This is a genomic window from Aminobacter sp. 01T433 (genome assembly GCF_056398585.1).
In genome coordinates this window covers 98,973-118,733 of record NZ_JBFTPR010000016.1, presented here as the reverse complement: position 1 = coordinate 118,733, position 19,761 = coordinate 98,973, and the positions used below count along the sequence as shown (strand labels likewise).

The window sequence follows — 19,761 nt, the reverse complement described above, 5'->3', positions numbered from 1 at the left end:
CGGCTTATCTCGATGCCGCCCGCACGAACAACTGGTCGAGCAACGTCAAGGCGAGATCGATTTCCTCACGCGTGATCAACAGGTTGGGCGCCAGCGTGATGACGTTCTTGTGGTAGCCGCCGACATCCAGCACGAGGCCATATTTGTTGGCGCCGACACGAAGATCGCCCTTCATGCCTTCGTCGCACATCCAGTCCAACGTTGCCTTGTCGGGCGTGAAACCGTCCTGCTGGCAAACCTCAAGGCGAAGGGCCAGACCCAGGCCGTCGACGTCGCCGATGACCTTGTGACGCGCCTGCAACTGCCTGATCCCGTCGAGAAAATAGGCGCCCTTGTCCATGATCGATGCGCCGAAATCTTCTTCTTCGAGCATCTTGATGGTTTCGAGCGCGACTGCGGTTCCCATCGGATTGCTGGCGAAAGTCGAGTGGGTCGAGCCGGGCGGGAAGATGCCCGGATGGATCATCTCTTCCCTGGCCCAGATGCCGGAAAGCGGATTAAGGCCGTTGGTGATCGCCTTGCCGAACACCAGGACGTCGGGGTTGACGCCAAAATGTTCGATCGCCCACATCTTGCCGGTGCGGTAGACGCCCATCTGTATTTCATCGACGACAAGAAGGATGCCGTGCTGATCCAGCACATGCTTCAATTCCTTGAAGAAGTTCATCGGTGGGATGACGTAGCCGCCCGTGCCCTGGATCGCTTCGACATAGAAGGCCGCGAATTCCGCCTTGCCCGCCTTGGGATCCCACACGCCATTGTATTCGCTTTCGAAAAGCCGCGCGAATTTCTGGACGCACTGATGGCCGTATTCTTCCTTGCTCATCCCCTTGGGGCCACGGAAGTGATAGGGAAACTCGACGAACTGCGCCCGGTCGGAGAAGTGGCCGTAGCGGCGGCGGTAGCGATAGCTCGATGTGATCGCCGAGGCGCCGAGCGTGCGTCCGTGATAGCCGCCTTCGAAAGCGAACATCAGGCTTTTTCCGCCGGTATAGTTGCGCACCAGCTTCAGCGAATCCTCAACCGCCTGCGAGCCGCCGACGTTGAAATGCACGCGACCTTTCATGCCAAATTTCTTTTCGGCATCCTGCGCGATCCGGGTTGCGAGTTCGACCTTCTCGCGGTGCAGATATTGCGACGCCACTTGCGGCAAGGTGTCGAGCTGGCGATGCGCGGCCGCGTTGAGGCGCGGATTGCGGTAGCCGAAATTGACCGCCGAATACCACATCTGAAGATCGAGGAACGGCGTTCCGTGACTGTCGTAGAGATAGGATCCTTCGCAGGCTTCAAAGAAGCTCGGATCGGCAGCGTAGTGGACGGTATCGCCGTGGGAACAGTAGATGCTCTCCAGTTCGCGCAGTTCGCTTTGCGAGCGCGGCAGGGAAGACACGCGATCGGATTCTTTGATTGCAAGATTGACGTTCATGAAGGTTCTCGTTTGCTGTCTTATGCGGTGGCATAAAGGGGAGCGTCGGCCACCCTGTCTTGAAAGTACGGAACGCTGCTGCCCAGGCTCGTGACGACGTCGGAGAAATCCCGATAGCCGAGGAAGGGGATGTTGCGGTCGGCGCAGTAGGTGGCGAGTTGCCCCTTGGCGAAGACCAGTTCGGGCTTGTCGGAAACGCAGAAATCGGACCGGCCGTCGCCGACATAGATGCGCTGGCCGTGCGTGGTCAGCGACCGGCATTTGCACACGCCGGCCGTTGCCGCGCAGTGCTGGTCGGCATAGGGCGAAAACAGCCCATAAGTCGCTTCGCCGCCATGGCCGCCAACGACCAGCCTGTTGGCGATGATCGGCAGGTGGTCGAGGCCGTGCTTGCTCAGGATGCGCTTGATGAAGTGGTCGACACCGTCGCTGACGATGGTGACCGGCGCGCCGTGCGCCGCACAGAAATCGACGAAGGAGGAAAAGAACGGGTCGATGGCTATGGCGTCAAGGACCTCATCCAATTCGGCGGGCGTCGCCCGGATCAAGGAGATCTGGCGCCGCATGCATTCGCTGGATCCGATCTCGCCGTCGTGCCACAGCCTTTCGATGGCCTCCCATTTTGGGTCGGCCAGTCGGGACAGGACAAAATCGGTCGCATCATCGACCGAGATTGTCCCGTCGAAATCGCAGTACACATGCATAGAGAATGTCCCTCAAGGAATCTTCGAGGGCGTTCTAGCAACCTTGGCTGAGTGCAAAATTATGCGGCGATGAAGCGAAACTGAAATCGAAACATCGCGCTTTCAAACAACTACGCGGTCTGGACACTCGGTAGCGTCACAACCACACGCAGCCCCATCCCGGAGGGCGGGGCATATAAGGCGATGTTCGCCGCTAGGCGCTCGACGATATCCGCAACGATCGCGAGCCCAAGCCCCGCGCCTTCCGCTTCAGGCGTATTCACGCGGTAGAAGCGCTGGAACACCGCCTCATGATGCTGCTCGGCGATGCCGGGCCCGCTGTCGGTAATGGAAAGCGACCAGTCGTCGTCGTCCGGGGCAATCGAAACCCTGATCTTGCCGCCGGCAGGCGTATATTTGATCGCGTTGTCGATCAGATTGCCTATCAGCAAACGAAGCAGGGGGGCATCGGCTTTGACTTCCGCCTGTTCGTCGCCTTCCAGCGATACGTCATGCCGCTTGAGCGTGATGATCGTGCCATGCTCGGCGATGACCGAGGCGGTAACGTCATAGAGATTGACTGCTTTCAGCTGGATCGGTTGATGACTGACGCGCGCGGCGCGAAGCATCTGCTCGATCAGATGCATCGCCTTGTCGTTGCTGGCAACCAGGTCTGTGAGAATCGCTTCCCGCTCCGCATCCGAGTCGGCGTTGCGCAACATCTGCAGCAACAGCTTCAGTCCGGCCTGCGGTGTTCGCAATTGATGCGCCGCATGATCGGCGAAACGCCGTTCCGCGGTCAGCGAACGATCAAGCTTGTTCAAAAGCTGGTTGAGCGACCTGCCGAGCGGGGACAGGTCGCGCGGCAAGGTGTCGATGGGGATTACGGAAAGATCTTCCGGCGAACGGCTGCGTATCTGGCGCACAAGCCCGTGAATGGAACTCAATCCGTTGTTGATGCCGTACCATATCAGCAGGGCAATGACCGGGACGAGAATAAGCAACGGAAAAAACAGGTTGAGCATGATGTTCGATACAAGCGTATCGCGCAGCGCCCGTTTCTCCCCCACCTCCACGATGATGCCGGCGTTCGGGATGGGAAGGGAGTATACGCGCCACGCCTCGTTTTCGTAGGTCATGTCAGTGAAACCGGCCCGTTGCACGGGAACACTCTCCGAGAAGGCGGTGCTCGAAAAAATCATGATTTGACCGTCCTTCCACGTGCGGAACATGTGGGCGTCGGCGTAGTCGTCAGCGTCCTCATTCATCGCCAGCTGATTGCCCATTGCCAGATCTATGTCGTTGATCTGCTTGGGCTTCTGATGGTCCGGGTTCTCTATCCGTCGCTGGAGCAACGTCCACAGCACATTCGCGTCATTTATCAGCTGGGCATCATAGATGTTGTTGATTTCACGCGTGGCGCTGTGAAACGCGAATGCGCCGATGATCGCGATGGCGACGAGAATGGTTGGCGTTATCCGGAAGAAGAGCTTCCAGGTCAGTGTCGAACGGGTCATTGCTCGACCATGTATCCAACGCCTCGAATGGATCGGATGAAATCGGCGCCAAGCTTCTTGCGCAGATTGTAGATGATCACTTCGGTAGTGTTGCTCTCGACGGTATTGTCGGCGCTGTAGAGCGCATATTCGATGTTGCTCTTGGTGACGTATTTGCCCGCGCGCTCCATGAGCAGCTTGAGCAGCTGGAACTCCTTGGCCGTCATCATGATCTGGCCATCGGCGCCACGCACGACCATGGCTGCCGGGTCTATCGATATCGCGCCGCTTTTGAGGATGATGTCGGTACGCCCGTCCCGCCGCCGCGTGAGCGCGCGCAGCCGTGCCAGCAATTCATCGAGATCGAACGGCTTTGCCAAATAGTCGTCGGCACCGCTGTCGAGCCCTTCAACCTTTTGAAGCGGCGTATCGAGAGCCGTCAAAAGCAGGATTGGAACCGTGTTCTTGCTGCGGCGCGCGGAACGGACAACGTCTATCCCGCTGATCTTCGGCAGGTTCACGTCGAGCACGACGATGTCGAAGCTCAGATCTTCAAGCGCAGCAATTGCCGCCTCGCCATCCTGCACCCAATCGATGCCATAAGCGTGTTTTTCCAAAGCCTTCTTCAGCGAAGACCCGAGGATGATATCGTCCTCGACCAGCAACAGGCGCATGGCTTGCCATACCTTTCTTTTGAAGCGCATTGGCGCAAAGCGCCGCGCTTTCATTCCCCAACAATGGATGGCATCTCGGTTTTTTGCGGGCAGACCAACATATTTTCAGCTGCGGGGGGTGCTCTCAGAAGTCGACCTGGAACGATCGCGTGAAAATGAAGCCTACCGAGTTCTGGTTGGCCGAACCCGTACCAGTGACGATGGGGCTATCAGCGGCATCGCCGACCAGGCGGTCGAACTTGTCGTAAACCTGCACGCTCATATTGTCGGTAAGTTGGTAGGTTGCGCCAAACACGAGACCGACTGATTTGAAACCGCCGCTTGGGTCGAACGGGGCTAGGCTTCCGCTGTTGGCTTCCAACGCCGATACGCCGAAGCTGTTTCGCATATAGTTTGTATCGGCCAGAGATACGCGCGGACCAGCCGACAGGACGAGCTTGGGACCGAGCGGCTGGAACAGGTCAGCGCCGAAATCGGCCACAAATCCGTAGCTCGTGCGCAGGTCTTGTCGCGCTTCGACGCGCAGCCGGAACCGGTCGGCGACCGGCCAGTATTGCGCGAAAACGCCGGCGTCGGCGCTCCAGTCTATTTCATGCGTTCCCGCTAGACCCGGATCGTCGGATACCGAGCGGCGGCCGCGAATGCCGGCAACCGGCCCCATCTCGATGCCGCCCAGTTCGACCAGCGAGAAGTCGATGTTGTCGTCCGGGGCGCTGAGGCCCGCCGGCTCGCCAACGCGACGAATGTCGAAGGAAGGAATGAAGGTGAAGTCGTCGTGCCTGGCGCCTTCATAAGACGGACCATATTCGGCACCGCCCCCAAGTGTTACGATCCAACCCGTCGCAGGCGTTGCGGCGCCAATTTTCGGTGCGTCGTTTGTGTTACTCTGGGCGAGTGCCGGAACAGTCAGCAACAAGCAGCAAAGCGCGCCTTTTGCGAGGGCCGAAGGGCGAAATGCTGATGAGACCGAACCCCGTCGCATAGTGGACAGAACCGTCCGCAATCCGAGTGCCGGTCGTTGCATGTCGGATCTTGGTTTCCCGCGCCTTCGGCTACAGTACATGACTAACATCAAGCCCGTCTCATTGAGCAGCATCGAGCATCATTTTAATGACGGAAATATGCTCATTCTTATCAGCAACTGTTGCGATCATCAGCGCATGCACAAATGCCTGCGCCGACACCAGATTTTCGTTTGCGAAACGCGCCCGAATTGAACACTGACTTGGCACAAGAACCTGACGGGCGCATTGCCACAAACATACAGAATAGTAAGTATGGCTCACTTACGCCGAGTTGTCGCGCGACCTTGTCACCACCAGCCAAGTCGATCCCTTCACATGCGCTCATCGATGTGAAGAACTGGATCAGACAACCGAACCTGCCGCCATTCTCTGCGCGACACGTATTGGGCTTCGGACCTGACGATCATCCTACTTCATGAGCTTGAGCAATTCTTTTGCGGCCGCTTCCGACGATGCGGGATTTTGGCCGGTCACGAGCTTGCCGTCGACAACGACATAAGAGCCCCAGTCGCCACCTTTCTCGTAAAGTCCACCATTGGCCTTGAGCATGTCTTCGACGAGAAAGGGAACCACGTCAGTCAGGCCAACCGCTGCTTCTTCGGTATTGGTGAAGCCGGTTACACGTTTGCCTGAAACGAGCGGCTTGCCATCGGCACCCTTGGTGTGACGAAAGACGGCTGGCGCATGGCACACGGCGCCGACAGGACGGCCGCTGGCGGCGAAGGTTTCGATCAAGCGTTTGCTGTCGGCACTTTCCGCCAGATCCCACAGAGGACCATGGCCGCCAGGATAGAAGATCGCGTCGAAGCCGTCGGCTTTCACCTCAGACAGTTTTGCGGTCGCGGCCAGCGCCCGTTGCGCCGCCTCGTCCTTCTTGAATCGCCTGGTTGCCTCTGTTTGGGCATCTTCAGCATCGCTCTTTGGGTCGATCGGCGGCTGACCGCCGTTGGGAGAAGCCAGTGTGATGAGGGCGCCCGCATCGCGCAGAACGTAGTAGGGCGCAGCGAATTCCTCGAGCCAGAAACCGGTTTTCTCGCCCGTATTTCCAAGCTTGTCATGCGACGTCAGGACCATGAGGATTTTCACGTGATGACTCCTTGCCTTGATTATTTGGTGTTGCCCACGCGAATGACGCGTTTGCCGAAATTCTCGCCCCTCAGCAGGCCGACAAATGCCTGTGGGGCTTGCTCCAGCCCATCGATGATTTCTTCACGATAGAGAATTTTTCCGGCTTCGACCCATGCTGCCATCTCCTTGGCAAACTCGGGATAGAGGTGGCCGAAATCGTTGAAGATGATGAAGCCGCGAATGGTGATCTGCTTGCGCAGGAGCTGGCCCAGGAACCAATTCATCCGATCCGGGCCGTCGGGCAGGCTTGTGGCATTGTATTGCGAGACGAGACCGCAAAGTGGAATGCGCGCACCCCTGTTGAGCAGCGGCAGTACCGCGTCGAAGACCTTGCCACCGACATTTTCGAAATAGATGTCGATACCTTCGGGTGTTGCGGCCTTCAATTGTTGGGCAAGATCCTCGGATTTGTGGTCGATACAGGCGTCAAATCCAAGCGTTTCGACAGCGTAGGCGCATTTTTCAGCACCCCCGGCAATGCCGACAACACGGCAGCCCAAAAGCTTGCCGATCTGTCCCACTGTTGCTCCGACTGGGCCAGTCGCTGCGGCGACCACGATCGTTTCGCCCTTCTTGGGTGCCCCGATCTGCTTGAGCCCGGCCCAGGCGGTGAATCCAGGCATTCCCATGATGCCGAGTGCCCATGAGGGATGCTTGGGCGCACGCCCCAACGGCAAGACCCCAGTGCCGTCCGACAGCGCATAATCCTGCCAGCCGTTGAAGCTGAGCACCCAGTCGCCTTTGTCGAAACCCTTCAGTTTCGACTCTACGACCTGGGCGACGGTCCCTCCGACCATGACGCCGCCGATTTCGACTGAGGCAGCGTAAGACGGGGCATCGCTCATGCGGCCGCGCATATAGGGGTCCAGCGACAGAAACTCAGTGCGCAGCAGCATCTGGCCGTCCTGCGGTTCGGGGACCTCCACGGACACGAGCTTCAGCGTGTTTTCGTTCGGCTCGCCCTTCGGACGTTCGGCGAGCAAAAAGCGGCGGTTCTTGGTTTCGGACTGTGCCATGATGTTCTTCCTCTTGGGGATGGAAGTGAACTAGTTTGTCTGGGTTCGCCGGTTCATCGCGGAGACGATCTGGGCTGTGAGCCCCTGGTAGTCGCCGTCGAAATGGTGGTCGCCTCCGACCTTCAATTTCTCGACAGCGGTGAGACGCGGATCCTCGCAAGCCGACTCGGTTTCCTCATCGCCATAGACACAGAACACACGATCCTGCGGCAGCGCAGCGATGGCCTGCGCCACATCGCGGTCGCCGCCGAGACCGAGCCAGTTCTCCATCGTCACCTGGAAAGGCGTCGTCTTTTCCGTACCGAGAAGACCTATGAAATCGATACGGCTGCGAATGTCGTCAGGTAGGTGCGGCCAGGCAAAGGGCGTTACATCGGCGCCAAAGGAATAGCCCAGCAGCGCCACCGGCAGCTTGCCGGAGGGATCAGCGTCATGAATGATCGAAGCCATGTCCTTTGCAACCTTGTCGGGCTGACGCTCCGACCAGAAATAGCGCAGCGAATCCACTCCGACGACCTGAATGCCTTGCGCTGCAAGCTGTTCGCCGACACTTTTGTCGATATCTCGCCAGCCGCCGTCACCAGAATAGAACAGCGCGAGGCGTGTCGGGGTTCCCACGGTCGGGATATCGACCACCGGCAGCGACTTGTCGCCGGCGTCGACGGCAGCGATTTCGGCGACCGCATCCACGGCAAGCGACAACCGCTCTTCCGCGGTCGCTGCGGTTTTTGTCTCAAGCCGGAAGCTGCCGGCCGGAGCGCTCGCGGCAGGTGCTGCCATCGTCGGCGCGTCTGCCATGATCATCACCCCCGGAGAGGGCAACGGCGCGTCGAGTGCGTAGCTGAACCCCCCGCCGGCCACGGCCGTCGGCTCCGCGCCCTTGCATACCGGCACTGCCGTCTTCAGCCCCTCTGCGGGATCGATCGACACGGCACCCGCCACGGTCGCGGCCGGCGCGTCAGCCAGTGCCGCGTAAGCAAGTGTCGCACCTTCGCCGACGCCGAGAACGACGGGATGGAGATAATGGTGGCTGTCGAGCAGCCGCTGGGCTTCCTTGGACAGGCCTTCCAGATCGGACCCGAGATAGATGCACTCGCCGGGGTCAGTATTGAGAAGTGGCCGCCAGGCATCGATACCGACCGGCAGGACGGCGATGTCGCGACGTTCCAGCTCACGGGCGAGCTTGGCGGCATGGCCATCGCGGTCGCCGGACCCGGATACGAGGATTGCCAGTCCTTGCAGCTTTCCCAGCGGCGGCTGCATGGGGACATTGTTCAGCCGGCCGTAGCTTACGCTGATGGTCGGCGGCAGATAGCCAGCCTCACGCCGGATTTGCGGCCAAAACCACGCTGCTGCGGCCGCACAGCCGAGAGCGGCAATGCCCGCGATGCCAATCAGGATCAGACGCTTTTTCATAACAAAGCCCCGCATGAAATGAACATTTTGCCGCCTATTTGCGCTTGCCTATGAGAGGCCGGCCACTGATCAGGGTGGTGACGTCGAGAAGTGCCTTGGGTGTATCAAGCGCTGGCGGGCAGATGAGGTAGTTGGCGGTCCACACCGGATCGAACTTGTCCTTGAAGGCACGCAGGCCGTCGAAACGATAGAGGTTCTGGCCCTTCTGGTACATCAGCGACCCGAAACGGTTCCAGCGCGAGGCGACGCGGTGGTCGGTCAGCCCGGACAAGGGCGCGACCCCGAGATTGAACCAGCGATAGCCCTCGGCCTTCGCCACCATCATGATCTTGGTGAAAAGGGCATCCATCATGACCTTGCAGTCGTCCTGCCGGTAGCGCATCAGATCAACGGCAACCTCGTTGCGCTCGCCGCTCCGCCACAAATTGGCGAAGGCGACAATGCGATCGCCGCGCTTCAGCACCGCGACGTCGAACTGGCTCAGATACTCGGCATCGAAAAAGCCGAGCGAAAAGCGTTTTTCGCTACCAGATTTCAGCCGCAGCCATTCGTCGGAGACCGCCCGCAACTGATCAATAATGCCAGGCACGTCCGCCTTCGCAACGATCTCGAAAGTCAGGCCATCCTTCTCCGCGCGGCGGTCGGCATAGCGCAGCGGCTGACGCTTGGCGCCTTCAAGCGTGAACTCGGCGAGATCGACGCGCGCCACCTCGCCAAGCTTCAAGGCGACCAGCCCCATGTCGAGGAACATCGGCAGGCGCTGCGGGCCTACTTCGTAGAACACTGTGCGCAGGCCCGAGCGGTCGGCGAGTTCGTGGAAGTCCCATGCCAGCGCGGTCACCGCCTCTTCGGTGCCGATGGGCTCTCCCATCGAGATCAGGCTGCCGCCCGAGCGCTGGTACATCACGAAGCCCTCGCCACCGGGTGCGACGAGAAAGCGCTTGTCGCCGAGCAGGGCCAATGCCGCCGCCGTCGACGGGGCCCCGGCGACCAGCGCCGGCACGCTTTCGGGCACTCCTCCCAGTGGCGCGAGCGTCAGCACACGGCGGTTGATGAGCGTGTCGGCAAGCACAACAAGAAGCAGCGTGACAAGGACCACGCTGGCACGCAGCATGCGAGGGGCATCGCCGTTGAAGGCGAACTCCCACCAGAGCTGACTACTGTATTCGACGTGGCGGAAGGCGAAAAAGCCGAGCCATATGCAGGCGCAGATCGTCGTGCCGACACTGGCCAGCCAGCCCCAGGAGAGATGCAAGTCACTGCGCAGCGGGCGCCGGTAGAAGGAGTCGCGGAAGACAAACAGTGTCAACGTCATGAGCGACAGCACCAATGCTTCTTCCCAGTCGAGGCCCTTGGCCAGGGAAAAGATGGCACCGCTGATGAAGAGCACCATTGCCGCTAGCCAGGCGCGTCGCAGCCTTTTGACAAGTCCACGGGCAACGATCAGCAACGCCACGGCAACGAAGCTCGCGCCGAGATGGGACATTTCGACGAAGGGCAGCGGGATGAATTCGGACAATGTGTCGATGCGCTCGGCAAGGCTTGGCGTCAGTGCTGAAATCAGGATCACCATCGCGCCGATGAAGGCGATGCCGGCCGAAAGCGGCGGAATCAGCGGCTCGAGCAGCAACGAGGCGGCACCGACAGGACCGGCGAGGCGGTGACGGTGGCGGTGGATTTCGGAGATGACCAGGCCGAGCACCGCAACGGCAAAGGGCAGCAGCGTGTAGACGATACGGTAGGCAACCAGTCCAGCAAGGGCTTCGGAATTGTTGCCCAGACCGAGGCCCGCGATGATTGTAGCTTCAAAGGCGCCGATGCCGCCCGGCGCATGGCTGACGATGCCGAGGATAACGGCAACGACATAGACGAGGATGAAGGCCGAGAAACTTCCCACACTGCCCGCCGGAAGCAGCACATAGAGGCAGGCAGCAGCAGCGGCCAGATCGATAAGCCCGGCTGCGATCTGCACCAGTGCGCCGCGCGAGGACGGCAGCCGGAGCGAAATCCGGCCGAACCCCAGGGTTCGCTCGCCACGCGATAGCCAGACGACGAGCACGGCGATGCCAAGCAGGACGACGACGCCGATGGCGAGATCCAGTTCGGGCCCGAGCGTCGCGAGCCATGGGATCTGGCCCGGTTCGGCGACCATCGCGATCGCTGCCATGATGGCGAAGGCAAACCAGATCGCAAACCACGAGGTGCCCACGATGCGGCCGATATCGGCAAGTTCGATGCCTTGGGCGGCATAGACGCGGTAGCGCAGCGCACCGCCCGTCAGCAGCGAAAAACCAAGCGCGTTGGAGATCGCGTAGCCGGCGGCACCAGCAAGCACGGACACGCGACGCGGGATGCGGCCAGGGGCAATCGTTTCGACGGCCACGACGTCATAGAACGCGACAGCAGCGAAGCTGATGATGGTGAACAAGACCGCCAGCAACAGCGGTTCAAGCGGGAAGCTGCGCAGATCATCCTGAATTTCCGCGAGCGAAATCGCATTGATGTGCTGGCTCAGCACCCAAAATGCAAAGATCGCGACGGCGACGCCAGCAAGCGGCAGGGCGACGGCCGATCGACGTTGCCAAGAGAACAGCTTGCCGCGCTCCGGCTGCATGTCGAGATCTTCGGTCGTAAGCTTGTCCATGCTGTCGCCATTCAATTCGCTGCGCGGAACGCGTCGGCGAGGCGCGAAGAGGCGACGCGATAAGGGCAATTCTGCGGCGGATTTCACCCTGCAATCAACCGCGAACCTTAACTCTTCGTCATGTTCCGCTGCGAGGTAATGGGGCGGGTTTCTGGCTGGTGCATGGCGCCCTCCAGAAGGTTTGCAATTCTACTCGTATCGCTGAAGAATTTTCTATAAATATTTTTAAGTCACCTTTATCGTGATGAAATCAACTTTTTCATACCTGTTTATCTTTGCATGATTTCTCAGAAAAATAACGCGCTCCTCTTTTTTTGAATACTTCAATGCAGCGCAGAATTATTTTTAGCACTCCTGTTATTCGAGTGCCAAAAGGTGTACACAGGGAATGCGGTCCCCTACGCGCCGACTGCAGAAAGAATCCCCATGAAATTCCGACCACTTCACGACCGCGTCGTTATCCGACGCGCCGAAGGCGATCTCAAATCCAAAGGTGGCATCATCATTCCCGACAATGCCAAGGAAAAGCCCCAGCAGGGCGAAGTGGTTGCAGTAGGACCGGGCTCGCGCGACGAAAGCGGCAAGCTGATCCCGCTTGACGTCAAGGCAGGCGACACCGTGCTGTTCGGCAAATGGTCGGGCATCGAGGTCAAGATCGACGGCGCCGATCTCCTGATCATGAAGGAGACCGACATCATGGGCATCGTCGACAATAGCGAAGCGGCCAAAAAAGCGGCCTGATCAGGCTCCGCGGTCTCAAGAACGAACTGGACGAAAAATCATGTCTGCCAAGGAAATCAAATTCTCCACCGATGCCCGCGACCGCATGCTGCGCGGCGTCGAACTCCTCAACAACGCCGTCAAGGTGACGCTCGGCCCGAAAGGCCGCAATGTCATCATCGATCGCGCCTATGGCCCGCCGCGCATCACCAAAGACGGCGTCACCGTCGCCAAGGAGATCGAGCTTTCAGACAAATTCGAGAACATGGGCGCGCAGATGGTGCGCGAAGTGGCCTCGAAGACCAACGACCTCGCCGGTGACGGCACCACCACCGCAACCGTGCTCGCCGCCTCCATCCTGCGTGAGGGCGCCAAGCTGGTTGCAGCCGGCATGAACCCGATGGATCTCAAGCGCGGCATCGACCTTGCGGTCGCGGCCGTCGTCAAGGACGTCCAAGCGCGCTCCAAGAAGGTCAAGTCGTCCGACGAGATCGCCCAGGTCGGCACGATCGCCGCCAACGGCGACGCCACCGTCGGTGACATGATCGCCAAGGCGATGGAAAAGGTCGGCAATGAAGGCGTCATCACTGTCGAGGAAGCCAAGACCGCCGAGACCGAACTCGACGTCGTAGAGGGAATGCAGTTCGACCGTGGCTACCTCAGCCCCTATTTCGTCACCAACACCGACAAGATGCGTGCCGAGCTGGAGGACCCCTACATCCTCATTCACGAAAAGAAGCTCGGCAATCTCCAGGCGATACTGCCGATCCTGGAGGCCGTGGTGCAAAGCGGCAAGCCGCTTTTGATCATTGCCGAGGACGTCGAAGGCGAAGCGCTTGCAACGCTTGTCGTCAACAAGCTGCGTGGCGGTCTGAAGGTCGCCGCCGTCAAGGCGCCAGGCTTCGGCGACCGCCGCAAGGCGATGCTGGAAGACATCGCGATCCTGACCGCCGGCCAAATGGTCTCGGAGGATCTCGGTATCAAGCTCGAAAATGTCACCATCGACATGCTCGGCCGGGCAAAGCGCGTGCTCATCGACAAGGACACGACCACGATCATCGACGGCTCCGGCGACAAGGCGGGCATTGCCGCGCGGGTCGCGCAGTTGAAGATGCAGATCGAAGAAACCACTTCCGACTACGACAAGGAAAAGCTGCAGGAACGCCTGGCCAAGCTCGCCGGCGGCGTTGCCGTCATCCGTGTCGGCGGCGCGACCGAGACCGAGGTCAAGGAAAAGAAGGACCGCATCGACGACGCGCTGAACGCCACCCGGGCTGCCGTTGAAGAAGGCATTGTTGCCGGCGGCGGCGTGGCCCTGCTGCGCGCCAAGACCGTGCTGAAAACGCTTGTCGGCGCCAATGCCGATGTGACCGCTGGCATTTCGATTGTGCTCAAGGCGCTCGAGGCGCCGATCCGGCAAATCGCCGAGAATGCCGGTGTCGAAGGCTCCGTCGTCGTCGGCAAACTGATGGACAGCGAGGATGCCGATCTGGGCTTCAATGCGCAGACCGAAACCTATGTCGATATGATCAAGGCCGGCATCGTCGATCCGGCCAAGGTCGTACGCACGGCCCTGCAGGACGCCGGCTCGATCGCCGCACTGCTAATCACCGCCGAAGCCATGATCTCCGACATTCCGGCGAAGGAAGCATCCAACGGCGGCAACCCAGCTGGAATGGGTTACTGAGCAACGCCTGAACCATCTGGCCGCCATGCGGCTGGATGGTGACTCCCCACCATCAACCAGGAGCGTTACATGGCCATGCAGACCAACCAGAAGCAGTCCGTCGCCGCACGATGGGAGAACTACCAGCCGTCCAAATCGACGCTCGTCTGGACATGCGTCGGCACCGCCGTCGCAACGATGATCATCGGCTTCAGCTGGGGCGGCTGGGTCACCGGCGGCACCTCGCAGACGCTTGCAACGACAGCCGGCGACGTGGCGCGTGGTCAACTCGCCTCGACAATATGCGTCGAGCGGTTCAATGCAGCACCCGATGCTGCGGCAAAGCTGACCGAACTGAAAGCCAAGACAGTCGGCTACGATAGGCAGAAGTTCGTCGAGGCCGGCGGCTGGGCTACCATGCCGGGAGAAACCGCTCCTGACCGGCGCGCCTCGATTGGCTGCGCCACCGCACTCGCGGCCTAAGCGATTCCATCTCGCGCCGGAACGGCCAGTTCCGGCGCGAGTGTCCTCGTTTCCAGTGCCGCGTTTGACCGCCACTCCAACCCGCCGACGGTGCGCTTTTCCTCTCGAACGACATGCTGCCGCCGCCTGGAAATATCCTGGCGGGCGTCTCGGCTTCAGCAGAGAAGGATTTCGACCATGATCAAATTCTCAAAGAAGAACGACCCATTGCCGGCAGAAAGCGATGAAAACCGCTTCGACTTCATCCGCAGGGCCGCAGCCGAGAAACACAGAAGAATCAAGAGCGACGACGACCGCCGCAATGAGCAAGCGATCGAAGACGAGCAACCACAATGAGCTTGAGCTGCTGACAGTCCGCAACCGGTTGCCCGGCAATGGTGGACTCAGATCGCCTTGGTCAGCACGCCGTCGCCAACCAGCCGCTCTTTCAGCATGGCGATGAACATCAGCATCGGCCTGGACAGCGGGGCGTCGCGCAGCGTAGCTACGCCGTAGTCGCTCCACAAAGGGGGCGAGAATGGGCGCATCACGACGCGATCTGATTTCAGCAGGCTGCCGATCAGCGCGGGGATGATCGAAACGCCGATGCCTTCGGCGACCAGCGCGACGCTGGCCTCGACCGAATGGGCTTCGACCCGGCAGCGCACCGCGCCTTGGGCGCGCCGCAGCCGCTCTTCGATGTCCTCGCGACTTGATCTCAGCCGTCCAAGCAGCACCAGATCGGTACCCGACAGATCGTCAGCACTGATGGTTTCGCGCGAGGCCAGCGGATGGCCGGTCGGCAAAACGCACAATTGCCCACTCGACACCAGCGGCATCGTCACCAGACCGCGATCCTCGGTGGGCAGCCGGACAAAGCCGAAATCGACGCTGCGCCCCATTACCGCGCGTTCGATCGTATCGTAGGGCCCAGCCACCAGCTCGATGCTGACCTGGTCCTGGGTGGCAAGAAAATCGGCGACCAGCCTTGGCAAGAGCGTGGTGGTCAGCGAGTGCGGAAACCCCATCTTGATCAGCGTCCGGCCCGAGCGCCCGGCGCTGAGTTCGTCGGTCCGGCGCTTCAGCCGCGCCAACACGTCCGAAAGCTCGCCGACCTCCTGCAGCAGTGCGGTCGCCTCCGGCTTTGGAACCAGCCTGCCCTTTTCGCGGCGGAAAAGCTCGAAGCCGATCTCCTCTTCCAGGCTGCTCAATTGCCTGCTGATCGCCGACTGCGACAAAGCGAGCACGCCCGATGCGCCAATGGTCGATCCGGTCTGCATCACCGCGCGGAACACTTCCAGTTGCTTGAGATTCATCCCGCGCCCCTATTCGCCAAGGCAACGGATCTGCGCCGGCGCCCTTTTTGCATCGAGTAATGCACAAAACTCATAAGATTGCGCGCCTCCCGCCCTCGCTGCTACGTCGCACGACAACAGGCAGTCAACAACTGCCACCGGGAGGAGAGCATTCACGTGATGACCGGGCGCAGCCCTTTCAGGCAAGCCACGCAAGGAGCCACCGCGCGATGACGATCTTCATCATCCGGCGCTTCAGCCAAAGCCTGTTCGTCGTATTCCTGACGTCGGTTCTGGTTTTCGTCGGCGTCTACGCCATCGGCAATCCGGTCGATATCCTGATCCCGGCCGACGCCAGCTTCGCCGAACGCGAGGCGGCGATCCGCGCTCTTGGGCTCGACCGACCGTTGATCGCGCAATACGGCACCTTCCTTGTCAACGCGCTGCACGGCGATTTCGGACGCTCCTTCGTCTTCAACCAGCCAGCGATCAGCCTGATCTTCCAGCGGCTGCCGGCGACGCTGGAACTTTCATTCGTCGCGCTGACCATAGCGCTCGTGCTCGGCATACCGCTTGGCCTTATCGCCGGGCTCAAGCCGCGTACGGTCGCTGATGAAACGATCATGACCGGCTCGATCCTCGGTTTCAGCCTGCCGAATTTCTGGCAAGGCATGATGCTGATCATGATCTTTTCGGTCTGGCTCGGCTGGCTGCCCTCCTCAGGACGTGGCGAGACCGGCGAGATTTTCGGCATCACCACGTCCCTGGCGACATGGGACGGGTTCGCTCACCTCATTTTGCCGGCGACCAACCTCGCCTTGTTCCAGCTATCGCTGGTGATCCGGCTGACCCGTACCGGCGTGCGTGAAACGATGCCGCTCGACTTCATCAAATTCGCCCGCGCCAAGGGCCTGTCCGAGCGCCGCATCATTTCGGTCCATGTCATGAAGAACATCCTCATCCCGATCGTCACCGTGGTCGGCATGGAGTTCGGCTCGCTCATCGCCTTTGCGGTGGTGACCGAGACAATCTTCGCCTGGCCCGGCATCGGCAAGCTTCTGATCGATTCCATCACCGTGCTCGACCGGCCCGTGGTCGTTGCCTACCTGCTGGTCGTCGTCACCATGTTCATCTTCATCAACCTCGCCGTCGACATCGTCTATTCGATGCTCGATCCGCGCATCCGCCTGAGCGACACACAATGACCGCGCTCAGCCACCGTTTCCAGGAAAGCCAGTCGTTTTGGGCGCGTTCGCTGCGCGGCATCCTCGGCAGCCCCAAGGCGACGATCGCGCTTGCGGTCTGCCTGATCCTGATCGCAACCGCCATCTTCGGCCCGTCGCTTGTACCGCAAAATCCATATGATCTCGCCGCGATCGACTTTTTCGACGCGCGCCTGCCGCCGATGTCGGAGAGCATGTCGGGCACAACCTATTGGCTCGGCACCGACGGCCAGGGCCGCGACATGTTCTCGGCGATGGTCTACGGCCTGCGCACATCGATGGGCGTCGGCTTGTTTTCCGGTGTCATCGCACTTGCCCTCGGCACCGCACTTGGCCTCACCGCGGCCTATTATGGCGGCCGCATCGACACGCTGATCATGCGCCTTGTCGACCTGATGCTCGGCTTCCCCACCATCCTGGTGGCACTCATGCTGCTCGCCCTGCTTGGCCAAGGCGTGTGGAAGGTGGTGCTGGCACTGGTCATCGTGCAGTGGGCACAGTTTGCCCGTGCCGTGCGCGCCGCTGCCCTGATCGAACGCGGCAAGGAATATGTCGAAGCAGCCGCCTCGCTTGGCCTTTCCAAGCCGCGCATCCTGTTTGGCCACATGCTGCCCAACTGCCTGCCGCCGATCATCGTCATCGGAACGCTGCAAGTGGCCAACGCCATATCGGCCGAAGCGACATTGTCCTTCCTCGGCATCGGCCTGCCGATCACCGAGCCATCGCTCGGCCTGTTGATCGCCAATGGCTACCAGACGCTGCTGTCGGGCCAATACTGGATATCCGTTTATCCCGGCCTTCTGCTGCTAGCGCTTGTCTTCAGCATCAACATCGTCGGCGACCGCTTGCGTGAAGTGCTCAACCCCCGTCTTTCGGAGCGCTGAGATGACGCTGAAGGTTGAAAATCTCTGCACCTATTTCTTCACCCGGGCTGGCGTCGCCAAGGCGGTGGACGGCGTGTCCTTTGAAGTCGGCCGTGGCGAAATCCTCGGTCTGGTCGGCGAGTCCGGTTCCGGCAAGTCGATCACCGGCTTTTCGATCCTGGGGCTTGTCGATCCGCCCGGCCGCGTCGCCAGCGGCAAGATCCTGTTCCACGGCCAAGACCTTGTCGGCCGTTCACAAAGCGAGATGCGGACGCTGAGGGGCAAGAAGATCGCCATGATCTTCCAGGACCCAATGATGACGCTCAATCCGGTGTTGTCGATCGAGACCCAGATGGTCGAGACCGTGCGGGCCCATGACAAGGTGTCCAAGGCCGAGGCGCGGACCCGCGCGGTTGAGGCGCTCGGCCTTGTCGGCATCCCCTCGCCCGACGAGCGGCTCGCCGCCTATCCGCATCAGTTCTCCGGCGGCATGCGCCAGCGGGTCGCCATCGCCATAGCACTGCTGCACCGGCCGGAACTCATCATCGCCGACGAGCCGACCACTGCGCTCGACGTCACCATCCAATCGCAGATCCTCGCGGTGATCCAGGGGCTGAGCCGCGACTTCGGCATGTCGCTGATCTGGATCAGCCATGATCTTGGCGTCGTCGCCGGCCTCGCCCACAGGATCGCGGTGATGTACGCCGGCAGGATTGTCGAGACTGGCGAGACCGATACCGTGCTCGACAACCCGGTCCATCCCTACACGATCGGGCTGATGCGTTCGGTTCCGGCCAATCTCGAGCGCGGCGAGCCGCTGACGCCCATTCCCGGCATGGCGCCACCACCGCTCGGGCGGCCCGCGGGCTGTCCGTTCCGCCTGCGCTGCTTTGCAGCCACCGCAGCTTGCGAAGCCGAGCCAGAAGAAACCGCAGTCGACGGCCACCGCTGGCGCTGTTTCCACCCGCAGATCGCGAGGGCAGCATGACGCCTCTTGTCGAAGCCACCACCATCTCCAAACGTTTCACGCGCGGGCTCGATTACGCCGAACGGCTTGCACGCTTTCTCGGCGCCAATGTCGAAGAGCGCGTCGTTCATGCCGTCGATGGCGTCTCGCTGAAGATCAACCCCGGCGAAGTTGTTGGCCTTGTTGGCGAATCCGGCTGCGGCAAGTCGACGCTTGGCCGCATCATGGCTGGCATCCTGCCGCAGTCCGACGGTGTCATGAGCTGGGAAGGCAAAGACATGTCGGCGCTGCCGCGCTCGGAGGCAAAGGCTGCGCGGCTAGCCTCGCAGATGATCTTCCAGGATCCGATGTCTTCGCTCAATCCGCGCAAGACGATCCTCGACATCATCGGCGAAGCGCCCGTCGCCCACGGCATGGTGGCGCGTGGCGACGCTGCCGAGATGGTGACCGCGCTGATGTTGCGTGTCGGCCTCGACCCGTCCTACCTCAACCGCTACCCGCACCAGTTTTCTGGCGGACAGCGCCAGCGCATCGGTATCGCGCGTGCGCTGGCGGTGAAGCCGCGCTTCATCATCTGCGATGAATCGGTGTCGGCGCTCGATGTTTCGATCCAGGCGCAGATCCTCAATCTGTTCATGGAGCTCAAGCAGGAGCTCGGCCTCACCTACCTGTTCATCAGCCACGATCTTGGCGTGGTCAAACACATCTCCGACCGCGTCGCGATCATGTATCTCGGCCGCATCGTCGAAAGCGCGCCAGCGGACGCCTTTTTCGCCGCGCCAAACCATCCCTACACGATCGCACTTCTTTCCGAGGTGCCGACGATCAAGCAACGCAAGCGGCAGTTCAATCCGGTGAAAGGCGAAATCCCCTCGCCGCTTCATCCGCCTTCAGGCTGCCATTTCCATCCGCGCTGCCCGCACGCCTTCGATCGCTGCCGCGTCGAGCGGCCGATCTTGCGCGAGATCGCGTCGGGCCATGTCAGCGCCTGCCACCTCAACGATTTGCCGGGCAAGGCGGCTTCGTCCCCTGCCCCAACAACCGCCATTGCATGAAC

At 60.8% G+C, this 19,761-nt stretch carries 18 protein-coding genes; 8 read left to right on the top strand and 10 right to left on the bottom strand.

The annotated features are described in order from the left end of the window. Window positions 1–4: 4 nt before the first annotated feature. The 9 genes from AC1DLV_RS23795 to mprF form a co-directional block, all read right to left on the bottom strand. Complete coding sequence (locus AC1DLV_RS23795; RefSeq protein ID WP_476802522.1) at window positions 5–1,426, bottom strand: aspartate aminotransferase family protein; 1,422 nt, start codon at window positions 1,424–1,426, stop codon at window positions 5–7. A gap of 20 nt (window positions 1,427–1,446) precedes the next feature. Beyond that, the gene (locus AC1DLV_RS23790; RefSeq protein WP_476802521.1) at window positions 1,447–2,130 is read right to left on the bottom strand and encodes an MtnX-like HAD-IB family phosphatase; all 684 of its coding nucleotides are present in this window, start codon (window positions 2,128–2,130) and stop codon (window positions 1,447–1,449) included. A gap of 110 nt (window positions 2,131–2,240) precedes the next feature. Next, window positions 2,241–3,626: a sensor histidine kinase gene (locus AC1DLV_RS23785; protein WP_476802520.1), complete on the bottom strand. Its 1,386-nt coding sequence runs from the start codon at window positions 3,624–3,626 to the stop codon at window positions 2,241–2,243. Beyond that, window positions 3,623–4,279: a response regulator gene (locus AC1DLV_RS23780; protein ID WP_476802537.1), complete on the bottom strand. Its 657-nt coding sequence runs from the start codon at window positions 4,277–4,279 to the stop codon at window positions 3,623–3,625. The genes AC1DLV_RS23785 and AC1DLV_RS23780 overlap by 4 nt, the downstream gene beginning before the upstream one ends. Before the next feature lie 124 nt (window positions 4,280–4,403). Beyond that, on the bottom strand, window positions 4,404–5,195 hold the full coding sequence (locus AC1DLV_RS23775; protein ID WP_476836262.1) for a MipA/OmpV family protein: 792 nt from the start codon (window positions 5,193–5,195) through the stop codon (window positions 4,404–4,406). Between the two features lie 517 nt (window positions 5,196–5,712). Then, window positions 5,713–6,390, bottom strand: coding sequence for a type 1 glutamine amidotransferase domain-containing protein (locus AC1DLV_RS23770; protein ID WP_476802518.1), 678 nt, complete (start codon window positions 6,388–6,390; stop codon window positions 5,713–5,715). Between the two features lie 20 nt (window positions 6,391–6,410). Next, window positions 6,411–7,448, bottom strand: a complete 1,038-nt coding sequence (locus AC1DLV_RS23765; RefSeq protein ID WP_476802517.1) for an NADP-dependent oxidoreductase — start codon at window positions 7,446–7,448, stop codon at window positions 6,411–6,413. Between the two features lie 30 nt (window positions 7,449–7,478). Next, on the bottom strand, window positions 7,479–8,864 hold the full coding sequence (locus AC1DLV_RS23760) for an AcvB/VirJ family lysyl-phosphatidylglycerol hydrolase (protein WP_476802516.1): 1,386 nt from the start codon (window positions 8,862–8,864) through the stop codon (window positions 7,479–7,481). 34 nt (window positions 8,865–8,898) lie between these two features. Continuing rightward, entirely contained in the window at window positions 8,899–11,508 is a 2,610-nt protein-coding gene (gene mprF / locus AC1DLV_RS23755; RefSeq protein ID WP_476802515.1) for a bifunctional lysylphosphatidylglycerol flippase/synthetase MprF, read from the bottom strand. A 426-nt stretch (window positions 11,509–11,934) separates the two neighbouring features. On the opposite strand from mprF, the gene AC1DLV_RS23750 reads away from it, so the two are divergent. The 4 genes from AC1DLV_RS23750 to AC1DLV_RS23735 all read left to right on the top strand — a co-directional run bounded on the left by AC1DLV_RS23750 (window position 11,935) and on the right by AC1DLV_RS23735 (window position 14,713). Beyond that, entirely contained in the window at window positions 11,935–12,249 is a 315-nt protein-coding gene (locus tag AC1DLV_RS23750) for a co-chaperone GroES (protein WP_476802514.1), read from the top strand. A gap of 40 nt (window positions 12,250–12,289) precedes the next feature. After that, complete coding sequence (groL, locus tag AC1DLV_RS23745) at window positions 12,290–13,915, top strand: chaperonin GroEL (protein ID WP_476802513.1); 1,626 nt, start codon at window positions 12,290–12,292, stop codon at window positions 13,913–13,915. A 69-nt stretch (window positions 13,916–13,984) separates the two neighbouring features. Continuing rightward, window positions 13,985–14,377: a hypothetical protein gene (locus AC1DLV_RS23740; protein ID WP_476802512.1), complete on the top strand. Its 393-nt coding sequence runs from the start codon at window positions 13,985–13,987 to the stop codon at window positions 14,375–14,377. Between the two features lie 177 nt (window positions 14,378–14,554). Further along, window positions 14,555–14,713: a hypothetical protein gene (locus AC1DLV_RS23735; RefSeq protein ID WP_476802511.1), complete on the top strand. Its 159-nt coding sequence runs from the start codon at window positions 14,555–14,557 to the stop codon at window positions 14,711–14,713. A gap of 47 nt (window positions 14,714–14,760) precedes the next feature. Here the strand turns inward: AC1DLV_RS23735 and AC1DLV_RS23730 are convergent, their stop codons facing one another. After that, window positions 14,761–15,672, bottom strand: a complete 912-nt coding sequence (locus tag AC1DLV_RS23730; RefSeq protein ID WP_476802510.1) for a LysR family transcriptional regulator — start codon at window positions 15,670–15,672, stop codon at window positions 14,761–14,763. A 209-nt stretch (window positions 15,673–15,881) separates the two neighbouring features. Here AC1DLV_RS23730 and AC1DLV_RS23725 point away from each other — a divergent pair, with 209 nt between their 5' ends. From AC1DLV_RS23725 to AC1DLV_RS23710, 4 genes are read left to right on the top strand one after another with little or no spacing between them, the layout of a single operon-like run. Further along, the gene (locus AC1DLV_RS23725) at window positions 15,882–16,856 is read left to right on the top strand and encodes an ABC transporter permease (RefSeq protein WP_476802509.1); all 975 of its coding nucleotides are present in this window, start codon (window positions 15,882–15,884) and stop codon (window positions 16,854–16,856) included. Further along, complete coding sequence (locus AC1DLV_RS23720) at window positions 16,853–17,758, top strand: ABC transporter permease (RefSeq protein ID WP_476802508.1); 906 nt, start codon at window positions 16,853–16,855, stop codon at window positions 17,756–17,758. Before AC1DLV_RS23725 ends, AC1DLV_RS23720 begins: the two co-directional genes overlap by 4 nt. A 1-nt stretch (window position 17,759) precedes the next feature. Next, complete coding sequence (locus tag AC1DLV_RS23715) at window positions 17,760–18,725, top strand: ABC transporter ATP-binding protein (RefSeq protein ID WP_476802507.1); 966 nt, start codon at window positions 17,760–17,762, stop codon at window positions 18,723–18,725. Continuing rightward, window positions 18,722–19,759, top strand: coding sequence for an ABC transporter ATP-binding protein (locus tag AC1DLV_RS23710; protein WP_476802506.1), 1,038 nt, complete (start codon window positions 18,722–18,724; stop codon window positions 19,757–19,759). The genes AC1DLV_RS23715 and AC1DLV_RS23710 overlap by 4 nt, the downstream gene beginning before the upstream one ends. Window positions 19,760–19,761 lie beyond the last annotated feature (2 nt).

What these genes read in the sequence shown, in the direction of transcription:
- mprF (WP_476802515.1), bottom strand. Translation starts at nt 11,508, where the DNA reads ATGGACAAGCTTACGACCGAAGATCTCGACATGCAGCCGGAGCGCGGC.
- AC1DLV_RS23765 (WP_476802517.1), bottom strand. Translation starts at nt 7,448, where the DNA reads ATGGCACAGTCCGAAACCAAGAACCGCCGCTTTTTGCTCGCCGAACGT.
- AC1DLV_RS23785 (WP_476802520.1), bottom strand. Translation starts at nt 3,626, where the DNA reads ATGACCCGTTCGACACTGACCTGGAAGCTCTTCTTCCGGATAACGCCA.
- AC1DLV_RS23725 (WP_476802509.1), top strand. Translation starts at nt 15,882, where the DNA reads ATGACGATCTTCATCATCCGGCGCTTCAGCCAAAGCCTGTTCGTCGTA.
- AC1DLV_RS23720 (WP_476802508.1), top strand. Translation starts at nt 16,853, where the DNA reads ATGACCGCGCTCAGCCACCGTTTCCAGGAAAGCCAGTCGTTTTGGGCG.
- groL (WP_476802513.1), top strand. Translation starts at nt 12,290, where the DNA reads ATGTCTGCCAAGGAAATCAAATTCTCCACCGATGCCCGCGACCGCATG.
- AC1DLV_RS23740 (WP_476802512.1), top strand. Translation starts at nt 13,985, where the DNA reads ATGGCCATGCAGACCAACCAGAAGCAGTCCGTCGCCGCACGATGGGAG.
- AC1DLV_RS23730 (WP_476802510.1), bottom strand. Translation starts at nt 15,672, where the DNA reads ATGAATCTCAAGCAACTGGAAGTGTTCCGCGCGGTGATGCAGACCGGA.
- AC1DLV_RS23790 (WP_476802521.1), bottom strand. Translation starts at nt 2,130, where the DNA reads ATGCATGTGTACTGCGATTTCGACGGGACAATCTCGGTCGATGATGCG.
- AC1DLV_RS23710 (WP_476802506.1), top strand. Translation starts at nt 18,722, where the DNA reads ATGACGCCTCTTGTCGAAGCCACCACCATCTCCAAACGTTTCACGCGC.
- AC1DLV_RS23735 (WP_476802511.1), top strand. Translation starts at nt 14,555, where the DNA reads ATGATCAAATTCTCAAAGAAGAACGACCCATTGCCGGCAGAAAGCGAT.
- AC1DLV_RS23750 (WP_476802514.1), top strand. Translation starts at nt 11,935, where the DNA reads ATGAAATTCCGACCACTTCACGACCGCGTCGTTATCCGACGCGCCGAA.
- AC1DLV_RS23780 (WP_476802537.1), bottom strand. Translation starts at nt 4,279, where the DNA reads ATGCGCCTGTTGCTGGTCGAGGACGATATCATCCTCGGGTCTTCGCTG.
- AC1DLV_RS23715 (WP_476802507.1), top strand. Translation starts at nt 17,760, where the DNA reads ATGACGCTGAAGGTTGAAAATCTCTGCACCTATTTCTTCACCCGGGCT.
- AC1DLV_RS23760 (WP_476802516.1), bottom strand. Translation starts at nt 8,864, where the DNA reads ATGAAAAAGCGTCTGATCCTGATTGGCATCGCGGGCATTGCCGCTCTC.
- AC1DLV_RS23795 (WP_476802522.1), bottom strand. Translation starts at nt 1,426, where the DNA reads ATGAACGTCAATCTTGCAATCAAAGAATCCGATCGCGTGTCTTCCCTG.